This is a genomic window from Nonomuraea phyllanthi (assembly GCF_006334985.2).
Lineage (GTDB): Bacteria > Actinomycetota > Actinomycetes > Streptosporangiales > Streptosporangiaceae > Nonomuraea > Nonomuraea phyllanthi.
Genome location: NZ_VDLX02000001.1, coordinates 233194 through 255352 on the forward strand (window position 1 = coordinate 233194; position 22159 = coordinate 255352).

Genomic DNA, 22159 nt, shown 5'->3' on the forward strand with positions numbered 1-22159 from the left:
AATGTGTCCGCCACATGGATCCTTACGCAATGACAACGGGGGTGTTGCGAAACCCTGACTTCCTCCGGTTCATCAGCTCGCATGTCGCGAACGAACTGGGGGCGAATATCTCACGTGTGGCGCTCCCACTGGTGGCGGTGCTCGTGTTGCACGCCGGGCCGGCGGAGGTGGGCCTGCTGTCGGCGCTGCAGACCACGGCCTTCCTCCTGATCGGCCTGCCGGCGGGGGTCTGGGTCGACAGGATGCGCAAGCGCCGGGTCATGATGGCCTCCGACCTGGCGAGATTCGTGCTGCTCGGCAGCATCCCGCTGGCGGCCGAGCTGGGGCTGCTGTCGATCGGCATGCTGTTCGTGGTCGCGCTGCTGGCCGGGGTGAGCCAGGTCTTCAACGACGTCGCCGACCAGACGTACCTGCCCGAGCTGGTCAGCACCGGGCAGCTCAGCGACGGCAACGCGAAGCTGGAGGTCGTGCGTTCCAGCTCCTTCCTGGCGGGGCCGGCCATCGGCGGCGCGCTGGTGCAGTTGCTCGGCGCCCCGCGCACGCTCGTCACCACCGCGCTCGGCGCGCTCGCCTCGGTGCTCTTCCTCGGCTCGATCAAGGTGGCCGACAAGCCGCCCGCCGTCACCGAGCCCACCCCGCTGCTGCACGGCATCCGCGAGGGGCTGGCGTACCTGTGGCAGGACCGCCTGATGCGCATGTTCGTGGCCTCGACGGCGGCCATCAACCTGTGCCTCAGCGCCGTGCTCGGCCTGTCGGTGTTATTCCTGGCGGACGTGGTACGGCTGGCGCCCGGCATGATCGGCCTGCTGCTCATGTCCGGCGGCGTCGGCGGCCTCGTGGGCGGGCTGACCGCCGGCCCGCTGACCAGGCGGTTCGGCACGGCCAGGATGACCTGGCTGGCCGCCGTCGTGGGCTCCCCCTTCGGCCTGCTGATGCCCCTGACGCAGGCCGACTGGCGGATGGTGTGCTTCGCGATCACCTCGATGGCGCTGTCGTGGAGCGCGGCACTGATGAACGTCGGCCAGATCACCTACCGCCAGACCGTGACCCCGGAACACCTGCTCGGCCGGGTCAACGCGTCGGTCCGGTTCGTCGCCTGGGGCATCATGGCGCTGGGGGCGCTGCTCGGCGGGCTCGTCGCCCAGCGGATCGGGGTGCGGGAGGCCCTGTGGGTGTTCATGACGGGCCGGCTGGTGGCGTTCCTGCCGCTGGTGTTCTCGCCGCTGCCCCGCATGCGCGACTTCGGCGAGCTTCAGGCGAGGTCGTAGACGGCGCCGCTGCGGGCCAGCTCGACGGGGCCGCCGAAGCCGCCGCTCGCCGCCTGCTCCAGCACGGTGCGCTGGTCGTTCCACGGCACCAGGTGGGTGAGCACGAGCCGGCCGACGCCGGCCTTGGCGGCGTGCTCGGCGGCCTGGCGGCCGGTCAGGTGCAGGTCGGGGGGCAGGCCGGGGCGGTCCAGGAACGACGCCTCGCACAGCAGGAGGTCGGCGCCGGCGGCGAGCCTCACCAGCTCGGCCGACTCGCCGGTGTCGCCGGAGTAGGCCACGCACCTGCCGCCGTGGGCGACGCGGAAGCCGTACGCCTCGACCGGGTGGTTGACCAGCCCGGCGGTCAGCGTGAACGGCCCGATCTCGAACGAGCCGGGCGCGAGCGGCACGAAGTCGAACGCGGTTTCGATGTCGGGCTCGTCCGGCATCCCGTACGCGCGGGAGAGCCGGGCACGCGCGTCGGCGGGCGCGTAGACGGGGACCAGTGGGTACGGGGCGTCGGGCCCGTACGTGCGGGCCACGTGGTAGCCGCACATGTCGAGGCAGTGGTCGGCGTGCAGGTGGGTCAGGCAGATCGCGTCCACGTCGTACAGCCCGACGTGGCGCTGGAGCGCGCCGAGCGCCCCGCTGCCGAGGTCGAGCAGCATCCTGAACCCGTCGGCCTCCAGGAGGTAGCAGGACGCGGGGCTGTCGGGGCCCGGGTAGCTGCCCGAGCATCCGACGATGGTCACCTTCATGTGGGCCTCCCGTTTGAGGTGGTATCCCCCACTGGTGCGACTTCGACCGCGTCGATCTCCGGGCCCAGGAAGCGCCGCCCGAGGCGGGCGAAGAGCAGGGAGTCGCCGGTGGCGCGGAAGCGGTGCCGGGGGGTGGCCTCGCCTCCCGCCGCCAGGCCGCGGTCGTGCAGGATCCGGTAGACGTCCTTGGCCGTCTCCTCGGCGCTGGAGACCAGCGTGACCCCGTCGCCCACGACGTAGGAGATCGCGCCGGTGAGCAGCGGGTAGTGGGTGCAGCCGAGGATGAGGGTGTCGCAGTCGGCCGTCCTGATGGGCTCCAGGTATTCGCGGACCACCTCGATGAGCTCGTCGCTCATCGTCTCTCCCCGTTCGACGTACTCCACCAGGCGCGGGGCGGCCACGCCGGTGAGCAGCACGTCGGGCGCCGCGGTGAAGGCGTCGTGATAGGCCATGGAGTCGATGGTGGCCCTGGTGGCGATCACGCCCACCCTGCCGGTGCGGGTCGCCCGCACCGCGCGCCGGGTGGCCGGCTGGATCACCTCGACGACCGGCACGTCGTAACGCTCGCGGGCGTCGCGCAGCACCGCCGCGCTGGCGCTGTTGCACGCGATCACGAGCATCTTGACGCCGTGCTCGACGAGGTGGTCCATCACCTCCAGGGCGTAGGCGCGGACCTCCGCGATGCGTTTCGGCCCGTACGGCTGGCGGGCCGTGTCGGCCACGTAGGTGATGGACTCGTAGGGCAGCTGGTCGATGATCGCGCGAGCGACCGTCAGCCCGCCGACCCCGCTGTCGAAGATCCCAATACTCTCGTCCGGCACGTTCTAGAGGGTAGGGGACCTGCACGATCAACTCTGCGTAAGAATGCTCACAGTCTCGCCGCGCTTCGTGACGTCAGCCTCTCCCGACCCGGGCCAGCTGGCGCGACTGGGCGACGAGGCGGCCCGCGGAGTCGCGTACCTCGACCTCCTCGTCGAACCAGCCGTCCGAGATCAGCCGGCCGCCGCCGAGCAACGTGAGCCAGCCGGGAGCGGGCAGCGCGCGCAGGTGCCAGGTGAGGTCCACGGTGGGCGCCCAGCCCCGCGCGCCGGCGGAGAACACCACGGGCGGCAGCGCGTCCACGGCCAGCGCCAGCACGTACGGATCGGGGTCCTGCGGCTCGGCCATCCTGAAGTACGCCCGCGCCTCCGGCCTGCCGGTCGGGCGGCCCGACAGCCAGCCGATCGTGGGCGGGTCGAAGTACAGCTCCATCTGGGCGTTCAGCAGCATGCCCGACTCGGGCTTGGGATCGGGGAGCTTGGCGCACTCCTCGCGCGGCGGCATGTCGTGCGCGGGGGCCGCGGCGTAGTCGGGCTCCACCTCGTGCAGCGTGGCTGTGGTGATCAGGCCCTCGATGTGCGCCACCCCGTCCTGCACGAGCGTGGCCCTGGCGAACGCGGCCGTCCTGCCCGCCTTGAGCGGCTCGATCCTGACCTGCGCGGGGCCGGCGACCGGCGCCTTCAGGAACTGCGCCGTCGTGCTCACCGGGTGCTCGAACGGCGAGGCGTCCACCGCCGCGCGCAGCAGCACCGCCATCAGGTAGCCGCCGTTGAGCGGCCCGCCGATCCCGTAGCCGGGGTCGAGGCACACGTCGTACGTGCCCTCGTCGACCTTGATCGCCTGTGTCGCCTCGTCGAACTTGGTCATCCACGCCCGCCTCAAGTCCAGAACACTATTCTGGCGGCATACTCTAGTGCATCCCGCTTTCAGCGCGCCTACCTGCGAAAACGTGATGTGGTTGAGAAGGTTCGATCATGGCAAGTGTCACCGAACTCATCGGTCAGTCCGTTTGGGACTCCAATGGGGTGTGGGTCGGCCACGTGGTGGACATCCGCGTGGTCAAGCACAAGGCGCAGCTCCAGGAGAACAACACCGTCTACGGGCTGCTCGTCTCCAGCCGGCGGGCGTCGCTGCTGCTCGGCCTCACCCATGACCGCGCGGGCCGGGCCGACTGGCTCTCCAGGACGCTGGCCCGCACCATCTACGCGGGCTGCACGTTCGTCCCGTGGTCGTGCGTCGAGGACTACGGCGGCGGCGAGATCCACATCAGCGCGCTGCGGAAGGAGCTGACCCGGGCCTGACCCACAGTTCAGCACATTGCAAGCGCCCATCCAGCAACATCAGCTAGCTTTCTCTGTGGTAAAAAGTCCACATTGTGAGTTGAGTGATGTCTGCGAACAATCCCCCCTACGGCCAGGATCCTGAAAGGACCACGGCCTACAACTGGAACCAGGGGCAGCAGCCGGAGACGCCGCCGTCCTCGGGGCAGCCGTACCCTCCGCAGCAGCCCTACCAGCAGCCCCAGGGCCAGCAGGGGACCTACGGGCAGCAGGCGTCCTACGGCCAGCAGCCCTACAGCCCCCAGTCCGCGTACGGGCAGCAGCCTTCCTACGGCTCCCCGTACGGCGGCCAGCAGGGCTCCTATGAGCAGCAGAACCAGCAGTACGGCGGTCAGGGCCAGCAGTACGGCGGTCAGCAGCAGTACGGTGGGCAACCGCAGTACGGCGGGCAGCCCCAGGGCGGCTGGCAGCAACAGCAGCAGCAACCCCAGCAGGGCTGGGACCCGCAGCAGCCCTACCAGCAGCAGGGCTGGGGGCAGCAGCAACAGCAGCAGCAGGACCCGTACGCCCAGGGCCAGGGCGGCTGGCAGCACCAGGGCCCCGAGGGCTTCGGCCCCGCGCAGCCCGCCGGCAAGGGCCGCAAGACGTGGATCATCGCCGCGGCCGCGGCGCTCGCCGTGGTGCTGCTGGGCGGCGGCGCGGTATGGGCCGTGGGTGCGATCGGCGGCGGCGGCACGCAGCCCGACGAGGTGCTGCCGGCCGACGCGATCGCCTATGCCCGGCTCGACATGGACCCGGCCGCGAACCAGAAGATCGCGTTGTTCCAGATCGCCAGGAAGTTCACGGCCACCAAGGACTCCTTCAGCGGCGAGGACCCGCGCAAGGCGCTGTTCGACACGATCAACGACGGCGACACCAAGATCGACTTCGCCAAGGACGTCGACCCGTGGCTCGGCAGCAGGATCGGCTTCGCCGCCGTGCCCTCGGGCAAGGAGGAGCCCGACTACGCGGTGGCCGTCCAGGTCAAGGACGAGGAGCAGGCCAAGGCCGGCATCGCCAAGCTGATGGAGGGCGACAAGTACGGCGTGGCCTTCCGCGACGACTACGCGCTGATCAGCTCGACCCAGCAGCTGGCCGACAAGTACGCGCAGGCCGACGGCAGCCTGGCCGACAACGCCGAGTACGGCGACGACATGGGCGCGATCGGCGAGCAGGGCGTGCTGTCGTTCTGGGCCGACATGGGCGGCCTCATGAACCTCGCCAAGAAGGAGGTCACGGCCGACCAGGCCACCGCGCTGGAGCAGTTCAAGGACGCCAGGTTCGCCGGCGCGCTGCGCTTCGACAGCGCGTACGTCGAGCTCGCCGGCGTCGTGCGCGGCGCGAAGGGCCTGGCCGCGGACGGCGACCTGGCCAAGGCCGAGCTGGGCACACTGCCCGAGACCACGGCGGGCGCCGTGTCGATCTCCGGGCTCGACCAGATCGTCACCAAGCAGTGGGCGCAGATCCAGAAGCAGGCCGCGGCGTCCGGCAGCGCCGAGGTGCAGCAGATGATCCAGCAGGCGCAGACCCAGCTCGGCCTGAAGCTGCCCGACGACCTGTCGACGGTCTTCGGCCAGAACTTCACCGCCGCGGTGGACAGCCAGGGCCTGGAGAGCAACCAGATCAAGGGCGGCGTGCGCATCGTCACCGACCCGGCCAAGGCGCAGGCCATCGTCGACAAGGTCCAGCAGGCGCTGACCGCCCAGGGCCAGGGGGCGCCGCAGATCGCCAAGGCGTCCGGCGACGGCGTCTTCGCGGTCGGCACGTCCGACGAGTACGCCAAGCAGCTGGCCGGAGAGGGCACGCTCGGCGACTCCGAGACGTTCCAGACGGCGATCCCGAACCCCGACGACGCCAACTTCGCCCTGTTCGTGGACCTCGACAAGGTCGAGAACCTCTACCTCAAGTCCGTGCAGGGCGACGAGAAGGCCAACCTGCAGGCGCTGCGGGCGGTCGGGCTGAGCGGCTCGCGGACCGACACCGAGATGACGTTCTCGCTGCGGCTGCTGTTCAACTGACCCCTTGGACCCCCTTGGGCCCCCTTGAACGCGGAGAGCGGCCGGTCGCGAAGACCGGCCGCTCTCCTGTTTCCGTCGTCCTGTGGCTCAGGCCCAGAGCTGCCCTTCGAGACGGTCCTCCGCCTCTTCCAGGGTGCCCTCGTACGCGCCCGTCGACAGGTATTTCCAGCCGCCGTCGGCCACCACGAACACGATGTCGGCGCGCTCTCCCGCCTTGACGGCCTTCGCGGCCACGCCCAGCGCCGCGTGCAGCGCCGCGCCGGTCGAGACCCCGGCGAAGATCCCCTCGGTGGCCAGCAGCTCGCGGGTGCGCCGCAGCGCGTCGGCCGAGCCCACGGAGAAGCGGGTGGTCAGCACGGACTCGTCGTAGAGCTCGGGGATGAACCCCTCGTCCACGTTGCGCAGGCCGTACACCAGCTCGCCGTAACGCGGCTCGGCGGCGACGATCCGCACGCCCGGCACCCGCTCGCGCAGGAACCGCCCGACCCCCATCAGCGTGCCCGTCGTGCCGAGCCCGGCCACGAAATGGGTCACGGTGGGCAGGTCGGCCAGGATCTCCGGGCCGGTGCCCTCGTAGTGGGAGCGCCAGTTGGCCGGGTTTCCGTACTGGTAGAGCATCACCCAGGACGGGTTCTCGGCCGACAGCTGCTTGGCCACGCGCACGGCCTCGTTGGAGCCGCCCGCGGCCGGCGAGGAGATGATCTCCGCGCCCCACATGCGCAGCAGCTGGCGGCGCTCCTCCGAGGTGTTCTCGGGCATCACGCAGATCAGGTGGTAGCCCTTGAGCTTGGCGGACATGGCGAGCGAGATGCCGGTGTTGCCGCTGGTGGGCTCGAGGATCGTGCAGCCCGGCGTGAGCCTGCCGTCCTTCTCGGCCTCCTCGATCATCCACAGCGCGGGTCTGTCCTTGATCGACCCGGTCGGGTTGCGGTCTTCGAGCTTGGCCCAGACGCGCACGTCGGCCGAGGGCGACAACCGCGGCAGGCCGACCAGCGGCGTGCGGCCGACCGAGTCGATCAGCGAGTCGAACCGCATGTCAGCCGCCGGCGACGGCGGGCAGCACGGTGACCGTGTCGCCGTCGGACAGCTTCGTGCCCAGCCCGCCCAGGAAGCGGACGTCCTCGTCGTTCAGATAGACGTTGACGAAGCGGCGCAGGCTGCCGTCGTCGACCAGGCGGTCCTTGATGCCCGGGTGGCGCGACTCAAGGTTGCTGATCAGCTCTTCGAGGGTGGCTCCCTCGACGTCGACGGCCTTGGCGCCGCCGGTGTAGTTACGCAGGATGGTCGGAATGCGAACCTCGATGGCCATCGCGCTCAGTCTCCTCAGGTCAGGTCGTCCCATCGGCAGCAACACCGATGGCTTGATGCGGATTCCTGGCTCAGCGACAGTCGTAGACGACGACAGCAGGAGTGTGCGCGAAGAGGAAGCTCTGCACCGGCCTGGCCATCATGGGAGAAACCTTACCTCTTCCTCCGTTATCACTCCGTCGAGGATCCGGTACGAGCGGAACTCGACCTCGTCCTCGTCGCGCGTGGAGACCAGGACGTAGTGGGCGTCCGGCTCGGAGGCGTAGGACACGTCGGTGCGCGACGGGTACGCCTCGGTCGCGGTGTGGGAGTGATAGATCACGACCGGGGTCTCGTCGCGGTCGTCCATCTCGCGCCAGACCCTGAACTGCTCCATCGAGTCGAAGCGGTAGAAGGTGGGCGAGCGTTCGGCGTTCTCCATCGGGATGAACCGCTCGGGCACGTCGTCACGGCCCGCGATCACGCCGCACGCCTCGTCGGGGTGGTCCGCGCGGGCATGGGCGACGATCTTGTCAGCGAGTTCCTGCGAGATCGACAGCATGCCCCGGAAGTTACCAGAGCGCCCGGACCAGGCTGTCCTGGAGGTAGGTCAGCCAGTCGTAGGTCACGTAGGCCGGGTAGCGCGGGTCGTCCTCGGACATCATCGCGATCTCGTCGTGGACCTCCTCGGTCACGTCGAGCTTGGTGCCGAGCGTGAGGCGCACGTCGTTGAGCGAGCGCAGCCACGCCTGCGCCTGCTCCGGCGTCAGGTCGGCGCGGCCGGACCTGGCGGTGTCGAAGACGGTCTGCGCGTCGGCCCGCTTGCCGTCGCGCAGCGTGGCCTCGGTGTAGCGGCGGAACTCGGCCGACTCCTGCTCGTCCTCGTACGCCGAGGGGAACAGCCTGGCCAGCACCGGGTCGGACGGCGCCTGACCGCCGCCGATGCCGAGCGCCCGCTCCAGCGGGTCGTCGCTGGTCTGCCCCGGCTCCACGATGCCGAGCATCATCGACACGAGCGAGCGCAGCAACGAGACCTCGGCGGCCTCGAACTCCGCCACGACGCCGCCGCCCTTGCCCGGCGAGAACCCCGAAGTCACCCGCGCCGCCTCACTTGACCGAATCCGGCTGGACCGTCGCCCACAGGCCGTAGGAGTGGAGAATCTGCACATCGCGTTCCATCTCTTCCCGCGTGCCGCTGGACACGACGGCCTTGCCCTTGTGGTGGACGTCCAGCATCAGTTTCTCGGCCTTCTCCCGTGTGTAGCCGAAGACCGTTTGGAAGACATAGGTCACGTAGGACATGAGGTTGACCGGGTCATTCCAGACGATGGTCACCCACGGCAGATCGGGTCGGACGTCCGATGACGGACGCTCAACGGCGATTGGAGCGGTGCTACCCACATCCCCGAGTCTGCCCTATCTGGGCCGTAGTCTTCGACTCGTGACGATGACCATGAGCACTGCGTTGCTCACAGATCACTATGAGCTGACGATGCTACAGGCGGCCCTGCGGAGCGGGGCCGCACACAGGCGCGCCGTTTTCGAGGTTTTCGCCAGACATCTCCCCGGTGGCAGGCGCTACGGGGTTGTCGCCGGCACGGGACGTGTCCTGGACGAGCTGGAACGCTTCCGCTTCGGTGAGGAAGAACTCACCTATCTGCGGGAGAACCGGGTCGTCGACGACTCCACTCTGGCGTTTCTCGCCGATTACCGGTTTTCCGGGAACATCTATGGCTACCGAGAAGGCGACCTCTACTTCCCCGCCTCCCCCATCATGATCGTGGAGGGCACGTTCGCGGAGGCCGTGCTGCTGGAGACCATCGCGCTGTCGATTCTCAACCACGACTGCGCCATCGCCTCCGCCGCCTCCCGCATGACCAACGCCGCGGGCAAGCGGCCGCTCATCGAGATGGGGTCCCGCCGCACGCACGAGAGCGCCGCCGTGGCCGCCGCCCGCGCCGCGTACATCTCCGGATTCGCCTCCACCTCCAACCTCATGGCCGGGCACAGGTACGGCGTGCCCACGGCCGGCACGGCGGCGCACGCCTTCACGCTGCTGCACGACTCGGAGAAGGAGGCGTTCGAGGCCCAGATCGCCTCGCTCGGCCGGGGCACGACGCTGCTGGTGGACACGTACGACGTGGCCGAGGCCGTACGCACCGCCGTCGAGCTGGGCGGCCCCGAGCTGGGCGCGGTCCGCATCGACTCGGGCGACCTGGCCGCCGCCGCGCAGGAGGTGCGCGAGCAGCTCGACGCGCTCGGTGCCTTCGACACGCGCATCCTGGTCACCTCCGACCTGGACGAGTACGCCATCGCCGCGCTCGCCGCCGCCCCCGTGGACGGATACGGCGTCGGCACCTCGCTGGTCACCGGCTCCGGCGTCCCCACGGCGGCCCTGGTGTACAAGCTGGTGGCGCGGGAGACGGCCGCGGGCAGGATGGAGGCCGTGGCCAAGCGCTCGGTGGGCAAGCCGTCGCGCGGGGGCCGCAAGGAGGCGTACCGGCTGCTGGACGAGTCGGGCCACGTGGAGACCGAGCTGGTCACCACCGGCGGCCTGGCGCCCGAGGGCGGGATCCCCCTGCTGCACGAGCTGGTGCGCGACGGTGAGGTCGTCGGCCGGGAGCCGCTGTCCGCCGCCCGCGAACGCCACGCCGCCGCCGTCGCCACCCTCCCCCTGGAGGCCCTCCACCTCGGCAGGGGGTACGCGGCGATCCCCACCGAGTTCGCCTGACGTATGGTGCTGGGTATGGGGACCGCGCTCATCATCGTCGATGTGCAGAACGACTTCTGCGAGGGCGGCAGCCTGCCCGTGACGGGCGGCTCCGAGGTCGCGGCGGCGATCACCCGGCACGTGGCCGAGCACGGCTACGACCACGTGGTGGCGACCCGCGACTACCACGTCTCACCCGGCGCCCACTTCTCCGACAGGCCCGACTACGTCTCCACGTGGCCGGCGCACTGCGTGGCGGGCACCCCGGGGGCCGACTTCCATCCGTCGTTCGACGTCTCGGGCGTGGAGGAGGTCTTCAGCAAGGGCGCCTACGCGGCGGCCTACAGCGGCTTCGAGGGCGCCTCCAGCGACGGGGTGCCGCTGGCCGAGTGGCTCGGGCAGCACCGGGTGCACGAGGTGGACGTGGTGGGGATCGCGACCGACCACTGCGTGCGCGCCACGGCGCTCGACGCGGTCAAGCACGGGCTGGCGGTGCGGGTGCTGCTCGACCTGACGGCCGGCGTGTCCCACACGACGACGGAGGCGGCGCTGGCGGAGCTCAAGGACGCGGGCGCCACCCTCCGGGGCGCGCCCGTGGTGGGCTGACAGGCCGGCGCCGACGGCCACGCGCCACTGATCACGAAGCGTATGCGATAGGCAACGCTGCGGTGATGTGATATCCAAGAGGGCGAACCCTCTCCGGAGCCGTAGTAATACGGAGAGTCACATACTCCCTTTTCGTGTGAGGTCTTTCATGCTGGCCGTCTCCCTGGGCGTGGCCTGGCTGGTGCTCGGCCCTCTCTGCCTGTGGTTGCTCGTGAGGGGCCGTGCCGTCGACCGGGTGGGCGCGATCGCGACGCTGGTGCTGCTGGAGTGCGGCACGTTCGCCATGGACGCCGTCCGGCCCGACACGCCTCCTGCCCACGCCGTGGCGGCGCCCGCCGCGCCGTCCTGCGCCGAGCGCATGCCGGTGCCCCGGTCCGCGCGGGTGGGCCGCGAGATCGTGCTGACCTGGGCTGCGGCGCCGCGCGAGTGCCCGGCGGCCGAGGCCGTCGTGCGGTCCGAGGGCCGGAAGATGCTCCTCTGGCTGTACGAGGGGCCGCGCGTCGGGCATCCCGTGGGGCGGCACGCGACCGTGCTCACGGCCCGCCACCAGCAGGTGTTCACGCTCCCGATCCAGGTCAGGAACGGCAGGGCGACGGTGCGGGTGCCGGTGCACGCGCACGCCCGCGACATCCTCACCGACGGGCGCACCGGCCGGCGCATCCCCGAGCACCTCGTCCACGGCGCGTAGCCACCCCGGCGCGCTTCGCCGCCCCGGCCCGGTACGGGCACGGTGCCACTGGCGTGCTTCGCCGCGACGGGACCCGGCACGAGCGGCGTGCTCTGTCGAGCCCTGGCCCGGCACGGGTGCGGGCGGCACTAGGGTGATCCGCCATGACCGAACCCGACTTCCTGCGCGACACCCGCGCCTCCTACAACGCCATCGCCGCCGACTACGCCGAGGCGTTCCATGGCGAGCTGGCCGCCATGCCGCTGGACCGGGCGATGTTCGCCGCTTTCGCCGAGCTCGTGCACGGCCGCGGCCCGGTGGCGGACGTGGGATCGGGGCCCGGCCAGATCACGGCGCTCCTGCACGACCTCGGGCTTGACGCGTTCGGCGTGGACCTGTCGCCGGCGATGGTCGCGCTGGCCCGGCGCACCTATCCGGAGCTGCGGTTCGAGGAGGGCTCGATGCTGGCGCTCGACCTCCCCGACGGGGCGCTGGGCGGCCTGGTCGCCAACTACTCGATCATCCACATCCCCCAGGAGCTGCTGCCCGAGGTGTTCGCCGAGTTCCACCGGGTCATGGCGCCCGGGGCGTACACGCTGATCGCCTTCCAGGTCGGTGACGAGGCGAAGCACAGGACGGATGGGTTCGGGCACGAGATCAAGCTGGACTTCCGCCGCCTGCGCCCCGAACGGATCGCCGGGTTGCTGGAGAAGGCCGGGTTCGTCATGCACGCGCGGCTCCTCCGCGAGGCCCGGGAGGAGTCCGCGGCGGAGATGACGCCGCAGGCGATGCTGCTCGCGCGCAAGCCCCTCGCCTGAGCCGAGCCCTGGGCCGGGTCCTGAGCCGAGCCTGAGCCGGGTCCTGGGCCAGGCCCCGCCGCGGGCCTGGCGATCGCCGGCCGTGACGCCGTCAGGGCGTGACCACCGCCAGCCGCAACGCGTCGTCGAGCCGCGTGAAGACCTCGAACGCGTTCCGCAGCCCGGTGATCGACAGCACCCTGGCCACGACGCCCTGGACCCCTCCGAGCAGGAGCCGGGTCCCCTGGGCCTCGCACCGCTGCAGCACGCCGACGAGCTCGTTCATCCCCATCGAGTCGCAGAACGACAGCTCCCCCAGGTCCAGGATCAGGAAGGGCCTGGGGGGAAGGTCCCAGACGGGTCGCAGGTGCTCGCGCAACAAGGGGAGCACGTTGACGTCCAGCTCGCCTTCGAGCCGGATGATGACGGCGTTTCGGGAGAGGCCGGAAGTGACGCTCAACGTCGGCTTTCTGGTGGCCTCAGACGACATGGGCAAAGTCCTTCTGCGTATCCCGAGACAAGCCAAGGGTGGTTCTTGCCGGTTAAGTGGAGTTTCTAACAGGGAGACACTGTTCTGTGGCCAAACGCACAGAGTCACGGAACGTAACGGACGGACCAGCACGCGCGCAGCGCCGGGGGGCGGGACGCCGCGCGCGACGGCACCCTCAGGCGGATCCGAAGGTGATCCAGTAGGCGAGCACCAGCACGGCGAGGACGGCCGTCATGACGGCCGTGCCGCTGATCACCATGACGACGTGTGCCCGCTTGACCATCCAGCGGAGGGCGGCCACCGCCAGCGTGATCAGGGTCGCCAGGAGGAAGAGGGTCCCGGTTCGGGTGTCGGTCGGGGCGGGGATGGCCATCGCGAGATGGAGGATGGCCGTTGGCATGGACATAAGGGTTTTCCCCCGGTGCGTGGACGCGCTCTGACAGAGCCTCGCTACGCGGGCGCCTCCGCCGATGGACGGACTCGGCCTCGAAGGCACGCCGCGGTTTTGCTTGCGTGGGATGCCGCTTCTGTCGGGCGTGGCTCATCGGACCCTCATCGCGAACCACCTCCACCAATGTTTAGTTAATTTCACTGAAGGTAATCTCAAGTAAAGACGTACCCCGCCTTAACCGAGCTATTCGTACACGGTGGTGATAGCTGAATGGTTAGACTGGTCCCTCTTGTACCGCTCGCGCGGTACGGGTTGGCTGTTCTGTTAGGCCTTAGCTGCGGATTCTTCATCGACTTCGCCGCCAGGTTGACGTTCACTAGAAATTGCTGAAGTTCACACGAATGAGGCTGGCATGAACGGCGACGGTTCCGGGCTGGCACGCCGACTGCGCGAGCTGCGCGACGGGCACTGGCCTGAGGTGCGGGTCACCCAGGCGCAGCTGCGCGAGGCGTTCGCGGTGAGCGTGCCGCTGATCTCCTCATGGGAGTCGGCGCACACGGCCAAGGTCCCGCCGCTCCCCCGGCTGGAGAAGTACGCCGCGTTCTTCGCCACCCGGCGCTCGATCGCCAACGGCAGGGCCCGGGTGCTGCCGCTGTCCGATCTGACGCCCGACGAGGTGACGGCGTACCACGAGCTGCTCGACGAGCTGACGCGGCTGCGCAAGGAGGCGCTCAGGACCCTGGCCGACGGCGAGGGCGCGAAGCCGGCGCAGGCCGGCGAGACCTTCCTCAAGGGCCCGTGGCACTTCCCGCGCGGCGAGTCGATCACGATCATCTGCTCGCAGATCCCCGAGGAGCACCGGGCCAGGATCCCGTACGCCGATCCGACCCGCCCCGACTACATCGAGCTCTACAAGTACTCCGACCTGGACTCCCTGTTCGAGCTGTGGGGCCACCTGCGGGCCGCCAACCCGCACAGCCCGCTCACCCTGCGCGCCACCGAGGACCTGCGCTCCTCCGACGACCTGACGACCCACGTGGTGCTGCTGGGCGGCGTCGACTACAACGAGGTGACCCAGGCCATGCTGGAGCAGATCGAGCTCCCGGTGCGCCAGGTGCCCGACTGGGACGGCGAGAAGGGGCCGTACTTCGAGGTCGACGAGGGCGGCGACACGCGCAGGCACTACACCGTCACCAGCGGCTCCGGCGATAATCTGCAACTGCTGGAGGACGTCGGGTTCTTCTACCGCGGCGTCAACCCCGAGAACGTCGAGCGCACGTTGACCATCTGCAACGGCATGTACGCCAGGGGCGTCTACGGCACGGTGCGGGCACTGACCGACAAGCACTTCCGCGACCGCAACGCCGGCTATCTGCGCGACCGGTTCGGCGACGCGGCGTCGTACAGCATTCTCACGCGGGTCAGGATCGTGGGCCGGGTCGCCGTCACGCCTGATTGGGCCCGCGAGTCGTTCCGGCTGCACGAGTGGCCGGAGCCTGCCAATGGAGACTGAAATAGAGCACCATCACGACTCGCACCGGAGCCTGGTCGACCTCCACCCGGACGGTCCGGAAGCCGGAGGGTCCGGCGCCGTCGACGCGATCGTCGTGCCGACGATCAGGCATCCGAAGTGGCTGGAGTACGCGATCCGCCTGGCGATCGCGCTTGACTGCACCCTCGTCACCCTGCACAGCAAGTGGAGCAAACCGGGCCTGGCCGACGCCCTGATGCCGGCCGGCGTCCGCTTCATCGCCGTCGGCATCGACGACCCGGCCCGGCTCAACCTGCCGGACTTCGCGACGACGGCCCTGGTGAAGGGCACGCCGTTCGCGCGGGCCACCGACCTCAGCGCCAAGCGCAACACCGGCCTGCTGCTGGCGCGCCTCACGGGCTGGCGGCGCATCGTGTTCCTGGACGACGACATCGAGGTCGGCGGGCACGAGGAGGTGGCGCGCGCCGCCGCGCTGCTCGACACGTACGACGCCGTCGGCATGCATATCGGCGGCTATCCGGACAACTCGGTCGTGTGCCACGCGCACCGGCTGACCGGCGGGCGGCAGGACTCGTTCGTGGGCGGGGGCGCGCTCGCCGTCGAGACCACCCGCAATCCCTCGTTCTTCCCGAACATCTACAACGAGGACTGGTTCTACCTGCTGGGCGAGCGGTCGCTGCGGCGGCTCGCGGTGACGGGGAGGGTGAAGCAGCGCCCGTACGACCCGTTCGACCGCCCCGTCCGCGCGCGCGACCAGGAGCTCGGCGACGTGCTGGCCGAAGGCGTCTACTGGCTGCTGGACGAGGGCAGGGGCTGGGCGGCGGCGACCGGCACGGCGTACTGGAAGGGCTTCCTGGCCAGGCGCACCGCCTTCGTCAGGGACGTGCTGCGCCGCGTCAGGGAGCTGCCGCCGGGCGCGACGACCAACCGCCGGGCCATGGAGGAGTCGCTGCTCGCGGCGCTCGGCCGGCTCAGCCGCATCACGCCGGAGTTCTGCGTACGGTATCTCGAAGCCTGGTCGGAGGACCGGCACCGGTGGTCGGAGCACCTCGAGAAAGTTCCGCATATCGGGTTGAGCGTGGCAGACGTCATGAAATGGCTGGTCCACCCCGGTTCCGAGCAATTGCCTCGATGGACATCATTTGATTCATAAGAGGATCAACCGGGAATCTGTCGTCCGTGGGGGCACGTGACATCCGCCAGGCCGTCCATGACGATCTCCCGGCCATGATCGGCTCGCTGGGGCAGGGCGCCTACTTCGCCGACCGGCTGGCCAGGCAGGACACCGGGCACGGGCTCCTGCTGGTCGCCTGGGAGAGCGCGGCGGCGGTCGGCGACGTCTACGTCTGGCTGGCGCCCGCCGAGGAGCCCGAGCTGCGCACTCACCTGCCGGGCGTGGCGCTGCTCACGCACCTGGAGGTCGTGCCGTGGCGGCGCAACCGCGGCATCGGCACCGAGCTGCTGTGGGCCGCCGAGGAGCGGCTCCTCGGCGACGGGCACGAGCAGGTCGCCCTCGGCGTGGGCCTGGACAACCTGGACGCGCAGCGGTTGTACGAGCGCCGGGGGTACGCCGAATGGCCGCACGGCGAGGTGGCCACGACGAAGGTCGTCTACCACCCCGACGGCAGGCGCGAGCTCCGGCCGGAGGTCTGCCGCATCCTCGTCAGGAAACTCGGCTGACCACCGTCCCCTCCACACGGGCGACCGCGGCGCGGCCTCCGCCGAGCCGGCGGCGCAGGAATGCTGTGCCCGCCACAGTCCGCCGTGCCCCGCCACGACCCGCCCTGGGGCCCGTCGCCAGGCCGGTGGTGTCTGCGGCATTGGCCGGCCGTCGTCGGGGCGGCGGTGCCAGTGGCGGTGCCAGTGGCGGTGCCAGTGGCGGTGCCAGTGGCGGTGCCAGCGGCGTTGGGTGGCCGTCGTCGGGGTGGCGGGGTCAGCGGCGTTGGGTGGCCCAGCGGCGGATGGTGTCGATGCGCTCCTGGATCTGCTCCGCCGTCGCCTGCGCGATCGGCGGCCCGCCACACGAGCGGCGCAGCTCCGAGTGGATGACGCCGTGCGGCTGGCCCGTGCGATGGTTCCACGCGCCGACCAGGCCGTTGAGCTCGCGCCTGAGCTCCGCGATCTGCTCGTGCGGCGCCAGGCGCTCGCGCGGCTCCTCGGCCGGCTGCTTGCGCCTGGCCGCCTGCTGGTCGGACTGCCGCTTGCGCAGCAGCGTCGCCACCTGGTCGGGCTCCAGCAGGCCGGGCAGGCCGATGAAGTCCTCCTCCTCGGCGGAGCCGACCTCCGCGCCGGTGCCGAACTCGCCGCCGTCGAAGAGCACCCGGTCGAACGTGGCCGACGTCTCCATCGTCTCGAACGGCAGCTCGTCGCCCAGGACGTCAGGATTGTCCTTCTGGCGGTTGGCCTGCTCCAGCAGGGTGTCGTCGAGGCCGTCCTCCGGAGGCCGCTTGTTGAGCACGTGGTCGCGCTCGACCTCCATCTCGTTGGCCAGCCCCATGAGCGTGGGCACCGAGGGGAGGAAGACCGAGGCGGTCTCGCCGCGCTTGCGCGCCCGCACGAAACGGCCGACGGCCTGGGCGAAGAAGAGCGGGGTCGAGGTGGAGGTGGCGTAGACGCCCACGCACAGGCGGGGGATGTCGACGCCCTCCGACACCATGCGCACGGCCACCAGCCAGCGGTCCTGCGACTCCGAGAACTGCTTGATCTTCTTCGACGCGCCGGGGTCGTCGGAGAGCACGACCGTGGCGCCCTCGCCGGTGATGTTGCGCAGGTGGCGGGCGTAGGCCCGGGCGGTCTCGTGGTCGGTCGCGATGACCAGGCCGCCCGCGTCGGACACGCCCCTGCGCACCTCCGTGAGGCGCCGGTCGGCGGCCTGCATGACCTGGCGGATCCAGTCGCCCTTGGGGTCGAGCGCGGCCCGCCACGCCTGCGAGAGCTGGTCCTTGGTGAGCGGCGTGCCGAGCGTCGCGGCGATCTCGTCGCCCGCCCGCGTGCGCCACTTCATCTCGCCGGAGTAGGCCAGGAAGATGACCGGGCGCACCACTCCGTCGTCGAGCGCCGGGCCGTAGCCGTAGGAGTAGTCGGCGACGCTGCGCTTGAGGCCCTCACCGTCCTCCTCGTAGGCGACGAAGGGGATGGGGTTGTCGTCGGACCTGAACGGGGTGCCGGTGAGCTGGAGGCGGCGGGTTGCGGGCTCGAACGCCTCCAGCACGCCGTCGCCCCACGACTTGGCGTCGCCCGCGTGGTGGATCTCGTCGAAGATCACCAGCGTCTTGCGCGCCTCGGTGCGCGCCCTGTGCAGCGCGGGGTGCATGGCGACCTGCGCGTACGTCACCGCGACGCCGGTGTAGTCGCGCGAGGTGGCCCCCTGGCTGTTCTTGAACTCGGGGTCGATGGCGATGCCGACCTTCCCGGCGGCGTCGGCCCACTGGCGCTTGAGGTGCTCGGTGGGCGTGACGATGGTGATCGCCCTGATCACGCCGTTGGCCAGGAGCTCGCTGGCGATGCGCAGGGCGTAGGTCGTCTTGCCCGCGCCCGGCGTCGCCACGGTGAGGAAGTCACGCGGCTCGCGCCGGAAGTAGAGGTCGAACGCCTCCTGCTGCCAGGCACGCAACTTGGGTGCGGTGCCCCACGCGGCTCGGTCTGGATAGGAAGGCGAAAGGTGGGACGCGGCGAAGGTGCTCACCGCATCACCTCTGGGGTTCGTGTGCTTCGCTCTCTCACAGTGACCCAAGGGTAATCGGGGACACCGACAAGACGTGCCGTGCACCGGCGATTCTGGCCAAGGACTTCTCCACGTGCTATGCGGCTTATCGGATACTCGTCATCACCGCGTCCAGCGCCTGTCTGCGGCCGCTCTCCTCGGGTTGGAGCAGGCCGACGAGCAGCACCGGATCGCCGCCGCGAGTGAGCATCGTCACTCGGAGGTACGCCGGCCGGTTGGCCACGTCTCGGTACTCGGCCCGCAGTGCCCGCGTGTGGCCGCCCGGCAGACCCTTGTCCTCGACGACGTTCACCCGGTCGCCCTTGAGCAGCAGCCGGGAGTACAGCTCCGCGGCCTCCGTCGTGGCCTCGCCGGCGTCCTCCACCGGCCCGGGGACGGGCTTGGCCATCACCAGGCCGCCGTCGCCGTCCCTGACCACCGATGTGAAACCGGTCACCGGCGGCACCGCCCCCTGCGTCCAGCCCTGCGGCAACGCCGCCGTCACCCCGGCCAGCGCGTCGCTCAGCCTGCCGGTCTGCTCGGGTGGCGCGGTGGTCCGCAGCACCACGACGGTCGCCCCGGCCACCAGCGCCACGCCGGCCAGCGCCGCCGCCGTCACGCCCGTCCAGCGCCGCCGCGCCGACTCCGCCACCCGCACGCGCCGTCCCGGGTCCACCGGGGACCCGCGCAGCCGGGCCGACGGGGGGAGCGAGTCCTCGCGCGGGTCGTCCCACGGGTCCTCGCGGCGCTGCCCGGTCCCGCGGATGCGCGGGTTCCACGGCTCGCCCGGGTCGAGGTCCAGCGGATGCGGCTCCCGTCGGGACCCCGGATCGGGCTCTTGTACGGACTCCCACCCCGCGTCGCGCAGGGACTGCCATCCGGTATCGCGTGCGGACCCCGGATCGGGCTCGCGTGAGGGCTCCCGGCCGGCGTCGGGTCCGGGCTCGGGCTCCGGGTCCGGGACCGCCTCCAGGGGGCCAGGACGGCCGCGCCGCGGCGTCTCCGCGTGGGGAGGCCCCCACGCGTACCGGGGCGGGGTGCGGCGATGCCTGGGGCCGGCCTGAGGCGGCCAGACGCGGCGATCATCCTCCATGGCACCTCCCTGTCCCGCTGTCCTATCACTCCTCGGCGCGGGGATCAGGAGAACCGTGGTGCCTGTGACGGGAGAGGCGGAATTCAGCGGGTGCGCCCGGCGAGCAGGGTCGCGCTCAGCCCGACGGCGGCCATGAGGAAGGAGATCACGACGAACGCGGTGGCGATCTGGTCCGGGCCGTGCCCGAACACGTTGAGCAGCGCGCCGCCGATCCCGACCGTGACAGCGGACCCGAGCATGTCCGCGACCGACAGCGCGGCGGAGTTGGCGCCCTGCTCGTTCACCGGCGACTGCTTCAGCGCCGTGACGCTGACCGTGGTCATGCCGAAGCCCATCCCGAACCCGGCCACGATCCACGCGGGCACGGCGATCCACCCGGTCACCCCGGGAAGGACGCACAGCACGCAGACCAGGATCGCCACGGTGACGCAGGCCGCCCCGAGCCGGATCCGCCGGTACGCCTCGCCGTCCCGCCTGCTCTGCAGGTAGGAGCCCGCGGACCAGCCCAGCGCCCCGGTGGTCAGCGCGACGCCCGCGTAACTGGCGTCGAAGCCTTTCACGTCCACCAGCGCCAGCGGGATGTAGGAGTTCACCCCGAAGAAGGCCGCCGAGTAGAACCCGCGCATCAGCACGGTCGTCGGCAGCCCGCGACTGAAGCGCAGCGCCCCCGGCGGCAGCAGCCGGTACAGCCCGTAGAGCAGGAACGCGAGGCCCGCCACGCTCTCGGGGACCCCGGACGCGGGGTGCAGGTGCACCTGGTCCACCCCGTGCAGCAGCACCCCGGCCCCGCCCGCCGTGGCGGTGGCGGCCAGGGTCATCGCGAGCGGCCTGGAGCGCGGCCCGTCCGAGCGCTCTCCCTGGGACGCGGACGGCATGCGCAGCGCGGGTACGAGCATCGCCAGCGCGGGCACCACGAGCGGGATGATCCCGAAGAAGACGTAGCGCCAGCCCCACTGCTCCGACACGAATCCGGCCACGGCCGGGCCCACCATGGCGGGCACCACCCAGGCGGCGGAGACGGCCGCGAACACCTTGGACCGCAGCTCCATCGGATAGACCCGCGCGATCATCACGTACAGCGCCACGACCGAGGGCCCCGCGCCGAGCCCCTGCACGGCCCTGGCGACGAGGAACATCCCGGCCGACTGGGCGGACCCGGCCAGCCCCATGCCCAGCACGAAGAGCAGGACCCCGGCGAGGAACGGCAGCGGGTAGCCGCGCCGGTCCGCCCAGAGCCCGGCCACCACGTTCGCGAACAGGCTGGCGATGAGGAAGGCGGACAGGCTGATGCCGTAGAGGTCGAGCGCGTGCAGCTCCCTGGCCGCCGTGGGCATGGCGACCACGACCGACATGCCCTCGAACGCCACCAGCGTGATCACCAGGACGATGCCGATGGTCGCCACGCGGTATTCGGGCCCGAGGATGCGAGCGGGCTTGTGGGGAGTCTCGACTGTTTTCGGTCCTGTCACTCGCACATCGTAATTTGCCCCCACACCTAGACCTGCGGGGTGTTCCTGTACACGGCCCACATCTGGCGCATCCGGTCCGCCTGCCCCTGGGTGAACTCCGACATGCACGTGTCGTGGGCGTAGTCCATGAAGTTGTGCATGGGGTCGCCGCCGGGGCTGGTGCAGGAGTCCTTGTCCGCCGGGCAGCCCTCCGTGGGCCTGGCCTCCATCGGGGTGTCGGCGATGCCGTCGCCGGGCAGGTCGCAGCCGTTCTCGAAGGTGTGGAAGAGGCCGAGCCAGTGCCCGATCTCGTGCACGCCGGTGAAGCCGCGGTTGTAGTTGCTCATGGCGCCGCCTGGCAGGCTGCGCCAGTCGATCACGACGCCGTCGAGCCTGGGGCTCTCGTCGTACCAGTAGGGGTAGCTCGCGAAGCCCAGCATCTGCTCGCTGAGCTGGGCGATGTAGAGATTGAGCGTGCGGGCGTCGCCCTGGTGCAGGGCCACCTTCATGGGCCGCTCGTTGGCGACCGGGTCGGCGAACCACGCATCGTTCTCGGTGACGGTGACGCCGTCGAGCTGAAAGCGGACGCCGGTGTCGACGCCGCCGTAGCCGCCGGCGTACGCGGTGTTGAGCGCGTCGATCTGGGCCTTGACGTCCTGGCCGGTGACCCGGCGCGCGCCACGGGTGATGACGTGCGCGTAGACGGGCACGGTGATCTGGGCGGGCGGCGTGATGCCGGCCAGGCGCCTGCCCAGCTCGGTCATGACCTTGGCCACGTCTCCAGGCTTGGGCGAGCGCGGCGCGGGCACCTTGAAGGCATGGACCGCGCCGCAGCGGGCCGCCGGCAGGGCGCGGAGCGGTGCGGCCTCGACCGATGAGGCCTGGAGGTGGAGGGGCGGTGTGAACCCGACGGCGAGCAGACATGCCAACGAGACGGCGGTCACACGCCGGGTCATACGGGTCCCCCACTACGGTCCGAGCTGGTCAGGCTACCGACCGTAGCCCGGCGTGGTGGGTTTACCGCTCAGCAACACTCACTGCTTGTCGCCGCCGCCGTCGCCGCCACCGGAGGGCAGACCCTGGTAGATCTCCTTGCACTCCGGGCAGACCGGATATTTCTTGGGGTCACGGCTGGGCACCCAGACCTTGCCGCACAGGGCGCGGATGGGCGTGCCCGTCACCATGCTCTCGGTGATCTTGTGCTTGTCCGCGTAGTGGGCGAACCTCTCGTGGTCGCCGTCGCCGTGCGACGTCCGCGGCGTGGTCTCCTGCTCTGGGAGGATCTTCGTGGTGCTCACCCCACCGAGTTTATGC

At 70.6% G+C, this 22159-nt stretch carries 25 protein-coding genes; 10 read left to right on the forward strand and 15 right to left on the reverse strand.

The window, feature by feature from the left end; genetic code table 11:
* Window positions 1-29: 29 nt before the first annotated feature.
* Window positions 30-1268, forward strand: coding sequence for an MFS transporter (locus FH608_RS01100; RefSeq protein WP_226898849.1), 1239 nt, complete (start codon window positions 30-32; stop codon window positions 1266-1268).
* On the opposite strand, the gene FH608_RS01105 is transcribed toward FH608_RS01100, so the two are convergent.
* The 3 genes from FH608_RS01105 to FH608_RS01115 form a co-directional block, all read right to left on the reverse strand.
* On the reverse strand, window positions 1253-2005 hold the full coding sequence (locus FH608_RS01105) for an MBL fold metallo-hydrolase (RefSeq protein WP_139627825.1): 753 nt from the start codon (window positions 2003-2005) through the stop codon (window positions 1253-1255). The two genes, FH608_RS01100 and FH608_RS01105, sit on opposite strands and share 16 nt — an antisense overlap.
* Window positions 2002-2826: a glutamate racemase gene (gene murI, locus FH608_RS01110; RefSeq protein ID WP_139627826.1), complete on the reverse strand. Its 825-nt coding sequence runs from the start codon at window positions 2824-2826 to the stop codon at window positions 2002-2004. The genes FH608_RS01105 and murI overlap by 4 nt, the downstream gene beginning before the upstream one ends.
* Before the next feature lie 73 nt (window positions 2827-2899).
* On the reverse strand, window positions 2900-3691 hold the full coding sequence (locus FH608_RS01115) for a thioesterase family protein (protein WP_139627827.1): 792 nt from the start codon (window positions 3689-3691) through the stop codon (window positions 2900-2902).
* 107 nt (window positions 3692-3798) lie between these two features.
* Between FH608_RS01115 and FH608_RS01120 the strand changes: the two genes are divergently transcribed.
* Together FH608_RS01120 and FH608_RS01125 are read left to right on the forward strand one after the other, a co-directional pair.
* Entirely contained in the window at window positions 3799-4125 is a 327-nt protein-coding gene (locus FH608_RS01120; protein ID WP_139627828.1) for a hypothetical protein, read from the forward strand.
* An 86-nt stretch (window positions 4126-4211) separates the two neighbouring features.
* Window positions 4212-6161 (forward strand): DUF3352 domain-containing protein, encoded by a 1950-nt coding sequence (locus tag FH608_RS01125; protein ID WP_139627829.1) that lies wholly within the window; start codon window positions 4212-4214, stop codon window positions 6159-6161.
* Window positions 6162-6248: 87 nt separating this feature from the next.
* On the opposite strand, the gene FH608_RS01130 is transcribed toward FH608_RS01125, so the two are convergent.
* The 5 genes from FH608_RS01130 to clpS all read right to left on the reverse strand — a co-directional run bounded on the left by FH608_RS01130 (window position 6249) and on the right by clpS (window position 8849).
* A complete protein-coding gene (locus FH608_RS01130) occupies window positions 6249-7196 on the reverse strand; it encodes a PLP-dependent cysteine synthase family protein (protein ID WP_139627830.1) in 948 nt (315 codons plus the stop codon).
* Window position 7197: 1 nt separating this feature from the next.
* Entirely contained in the window at window positions 7198-7470 is a 273-nt protein-coding gene (locus FH608_RS01135) for a MoaD/ThiS family protein (RefSeq protein ID WP_139627831.1), read from the reverse strand.
* A 138-nt stretch (window positions 7471-7608) separates the two neighbouring features.
* Window positions 7609-8010: a Mov34/MPN/PAD-1 family protein gene (locus FH608_RS01140; protein ID WP_139627832.1), complete on the reverse strand. Its 402-nt coding sequence runs from the start codon at window positions 8008-8010 to the stop codon at window positions 7609-7611.
* Between the two features lie 10 nt (window positions 8011-8020).
* Entirely contained in the window at window positions 8021-8545 is a 525-nt protein-coding gene (locus FH608_RS01145) for a DUF2017 domain-containing protein (RefSeq protein ID WP_139627833.1), read from the reverse strand.
* Window positions 8546-8555: 10 nt separating this feature from the next.
* Entirely contained in the window at window positions 8556-8849 is a 294-nt protein-coding gene (clpS, locus tag FH608_RS01150) for an ATP-dependent Clp protease adapter ClpS (protein ID WP_132330654.1), read from the reverse strand.
* Window positions 8850-8895: 46 nt separating this feature from the next.
* On the opposite strand from clpS, the gene FH608_RS01155 reads away from it, so the two are divergent.
* The 4 genes from FH608_RS01155 (at window position 8896) to FH608_RS01170 (ending at window position 12249) form a co-directional block, all read left to right on the forward strand.
* Entirely contained in the window at window positions 8896-10179 is a 1284-nt protein-coding gene (locus tag FH608_RS01155) for a nicotinate phosphoribosyltransferase (protein WP_193318179.1), read from the forward strand.
* Between the two features lie 15 nt (window positions 10180-10194).
* On the forward strand, window positions 10195-10764 hold the full coding sequence (locus tag FH608_RS01160) for an isochorismatase family protein (RefSeq protein WP_139627835.1): 570 nt from the start codon (window positions 10195-10197) through the stop codon (window positions 10762-10764).
* 136 nt (window positions 10765-10900) lie between these two features.
* Window positions 10901-11452 (forward strand): hypothetical protein, encoded by a 552-nt coding sequence (locus FH608_RS01165; RefSeq protein ID WP_139627836.1) that lies wholly within the window; start codon window positions 10901-10903, stop codon window positions 11450-11452.
* 143 nt (window positions 11453-11595) lie between these two features.
* Window positions 11596-12249, forward strand: coding sequence for a class I SAM-dependent methyltransferase (locus FH608_RS01170; protein WP_139627837.1), 654 nt, complete (start codon window positions 11596-11598; stop codon window positions 12247-12249).
* Window positions 12250-12340: 91 nt separating this feature from the next.
* On the opposite strand, the gene FH608_RS01175 is transcribed toward FH608_RS01170, so the two are convergent.
* Together FH608_RS01175 and FH608_RS01180 are read right to left on the reverse strand one after the other, a co-directional pair.
* Entirely contained in the window at window positions 12341-12718 is a 378-nt protein-coding gene (locus FH608_RS01175) for an STAS domain-containing protein (protein ID WP_139627838.1), read from the reverse strand.
* 175 nt (window positions 12719-12893) lie between these two features.
* Window positions 12894-13118: a hypothetical protein gene (locus FH608_RS01180; RefSeq protein ID WP_139627839.1), complete on the reverse strand. Its 225-nt coding sequence runs from the start codon at window positions 13116-13118 to the stop codon at window positions 12894-12896.
* 403 nt (window positions 13119-13521) lie between these two features.
* On the opposite strand from FH608_RS01180, the gene FH608_RS01185 reads away from it, so the two are divergent.
* The 3 genes from FH608_RS01185 to FH608_RS01195 are packed head-to-tail and all read left to right on the forward strand — an operon-like array spanning window position 13522 to window position 16281.
* A complete protein-coding gene (locus tag FH608_RS01185; RefSeq protein ID WP_139627840.1) occupies window positions 13522-14622 on the forward strand; it encodes a helix-turn-helix domain-containing protein in 1101 nt (366 codons plus the stop codon).
* Window positions 14612-15754 (forward strand): hypothetical protein, encoded by a 1143-nt coding sequence (locus FH608_RS01190; RefSeq protein ID WP_139627841.1) that lies wholly within the window; start codon window positions 14612-14614, stop codon window positions 15752-15754. Before FH608_RS01185 ends, FH608_RS01190 begins: the two co-directional genes overlap by 11 nt.
* Before the next feature lie 26 nt (window positions 15755-15780).
* Window positions 15781-16281 (forward strand): GNAT family N-acetyltransferase, encoded by a 501-nt coding sequence (locus tag FH608_RS01195; protein ID WP_139627842.1) that lies wholly within the window; start codon window positions 15781-15783, stop codon window positions 16279-16281.
* A gap of 253 nt (window positions 16282-16534) precedes the next feature.
* Here the strand turns inward: FH608_RS01195 and FH608_RS01205 are convergent, their stop codons facing one another.
* From FH608_RS01205 to FH608_RS01225, 5 genes are all read right to left on the reverse strand, one after another.
* Complete coding sequence (locus tag FH608_RS01205; RefSeq protein WP_193318180.1) at window positions 16535-18286, reverse strand: DEAD/DEAH box helicase; 1752 nt, start codon at window positions 18284-18286, stop codon at window positions 16535-16537.
* A 124-nt stretch (window positions 18287-18410) separates the two neighbouring features.
* The gene (locus FH608_RS01210) at window positions 18411-19397 is read right to left on the reverse strand and encodes a hypothetical protein (RefSeq protein ID WP_139627843.1); all 987 of its coding nucleotides are present in this window, start codon (window positions 19395-19397) and stop codon (window positions 18411-18413) included.
* An 83-nt stretch (window positions 19398-19480) separates the two neighbouring features.
* Window positions 19481-20866, reverse strand: coding sequence for an MFS transporter (locus FH608_RS01215; protein WP_226898850.1), 1386 nt, complete (start codon window positions 20864-20866; stop codon window positions 19481-19483).
* Between the two features lie 26 nt (window positions 20867-20892).
* Complete coding sequence (locus FH608_RS01220) at window positions 20893-21801, reverse strand: zinc metalloprotease (RefSeq protein ID WP_139627845.1); 909 nt, start codon at window positions 21799-21801, stop codon at window positions 20893-20895.
* Window positions 21802-21879: 78 nt separating this feature from the next.
* Entirely contained in the window at window positions 21880-22143 is a 264-nt protein-coding gene (locus FH608_RS01225) for a DUF3039 domain-containing protein (RefSeq protein WP_139627846.1), read from the reverse strand.
* Between the last annotated feature and the right edge of the window lie 16 nt (window positions 22144-22159).

Coding starts and splice junctions, on each gene's coding strand:
- FH608_RS01100 (WP_226898849.1), top strand. CDS start 30: ATGACAACGGGGGTGTTGCGAAACCCTGACTTCCTCCGGTTCATCAGC.
- FH608_RS01105 (WP_139627825.1), bottom strand. CDS start 2,005: ATGAAGGTGACCATCGTCGGATGCTCGGGCAGCTACCCGGGCCCCGAC.
- FH608_RS01115 (WP_139627827.1), bottom strand. CDS start 3,691: ATGACCAAGTTCGACGAGGCGACACAGGCGATCAAGGTCGACGAGGGC.
- FH608_RS01120 (WP_139627828.1), top strand. CDS start 3,799: ATGGCAAGTGTCACCGAACTCATCGGTCAGTCCGTTTGGGACTCCAAT.
- FH608_RS01125 (WP_139627829.1), top strand. CDS start 4,212: ATGTCTGCGAACAATCCCCCCTACGGCCAGGATCCTGAAAGGACCACG.
- FH608_RS01130 (WP_139627830.1), bottom strand. CDS start 7,196: ATGCGGTTCGACTCGCTGATCGACTCGGTCGGCCGCACGCCGCTGGTC.
- FH608_RS01135 (WP_139627831.1), bottom strand. CDS start 7,470: ATGGCCATCGAGGTTCGCATTCCGACCATCCTGCGTAACTACACCGGC.
- FH608_RS01140 (WP_139627832.1), bottom strand. CDS start 8,010: ATGCTGTCGATCTCGCAGGAACTCGCTGACAAGATCGTCGCCCATGCC.
- FH608_RS01155 (WP_193318179.1), top strand. CDS start 8,896: ATGACCATGAGCACTGCGTTGCTCACAGATCACTATGAGCTGACGATG.
- FH608_RS01160 (WP_139627835.1), top strand. CDS start 10,195: ATGGGGACCGCGCTCATCATCGTCGATGTGCAGAACGACTTCTGCGAG.
- FH608_RS01170 (WP_139627837.1), top strand. CDS start 11,596: ATGACCGAACCCGACTTCCTGCGCGACACCCGCGCCTCCTACAACGCC.
- FH608_RS01175 (WP_139627838.1), bottom strand. CDS start 12,718: ATGTCGTCTGAGGCCACCAGAAAGCCGACGTTGAGCGTCACTTCCGGC.
- FH608_RS01180 (WP_139627839.1), bottom strand. CDS start 13,118: ATGCCAACGGCCATCCTCCATCTCGCGATGGCCATCCCCGCCCCGACC.
- FH608_RS01185 (WP_139627840.1), top strand. CDS start 13,522: ATGAACGGCGACGGTTCCGGGCTGGCACGCCGACTGCGCGAGCTGCGC.
- FH608_RS01190 (WP_139627841.1), top strand. CDS start 14,612: ATGGAGACTGAAATAGAGCACCATCACGACTCGCACCGGAGCCTGGTC.
- FH608_RS01210 (WP_139627843.1), bottom strand. CDS start 19,397: ATGGAGGATGATCGCCGCGTCTGGCCGCCTCAGGCCGGCCCCAGGCAT.
- FH608_RS01220 (WP_139627845.1), bottom strand. CDS start 21,801: ATGACCCGGCGTGTGACCGCCGTCTCGTTGGCATGTCTGCTCGCCGTC.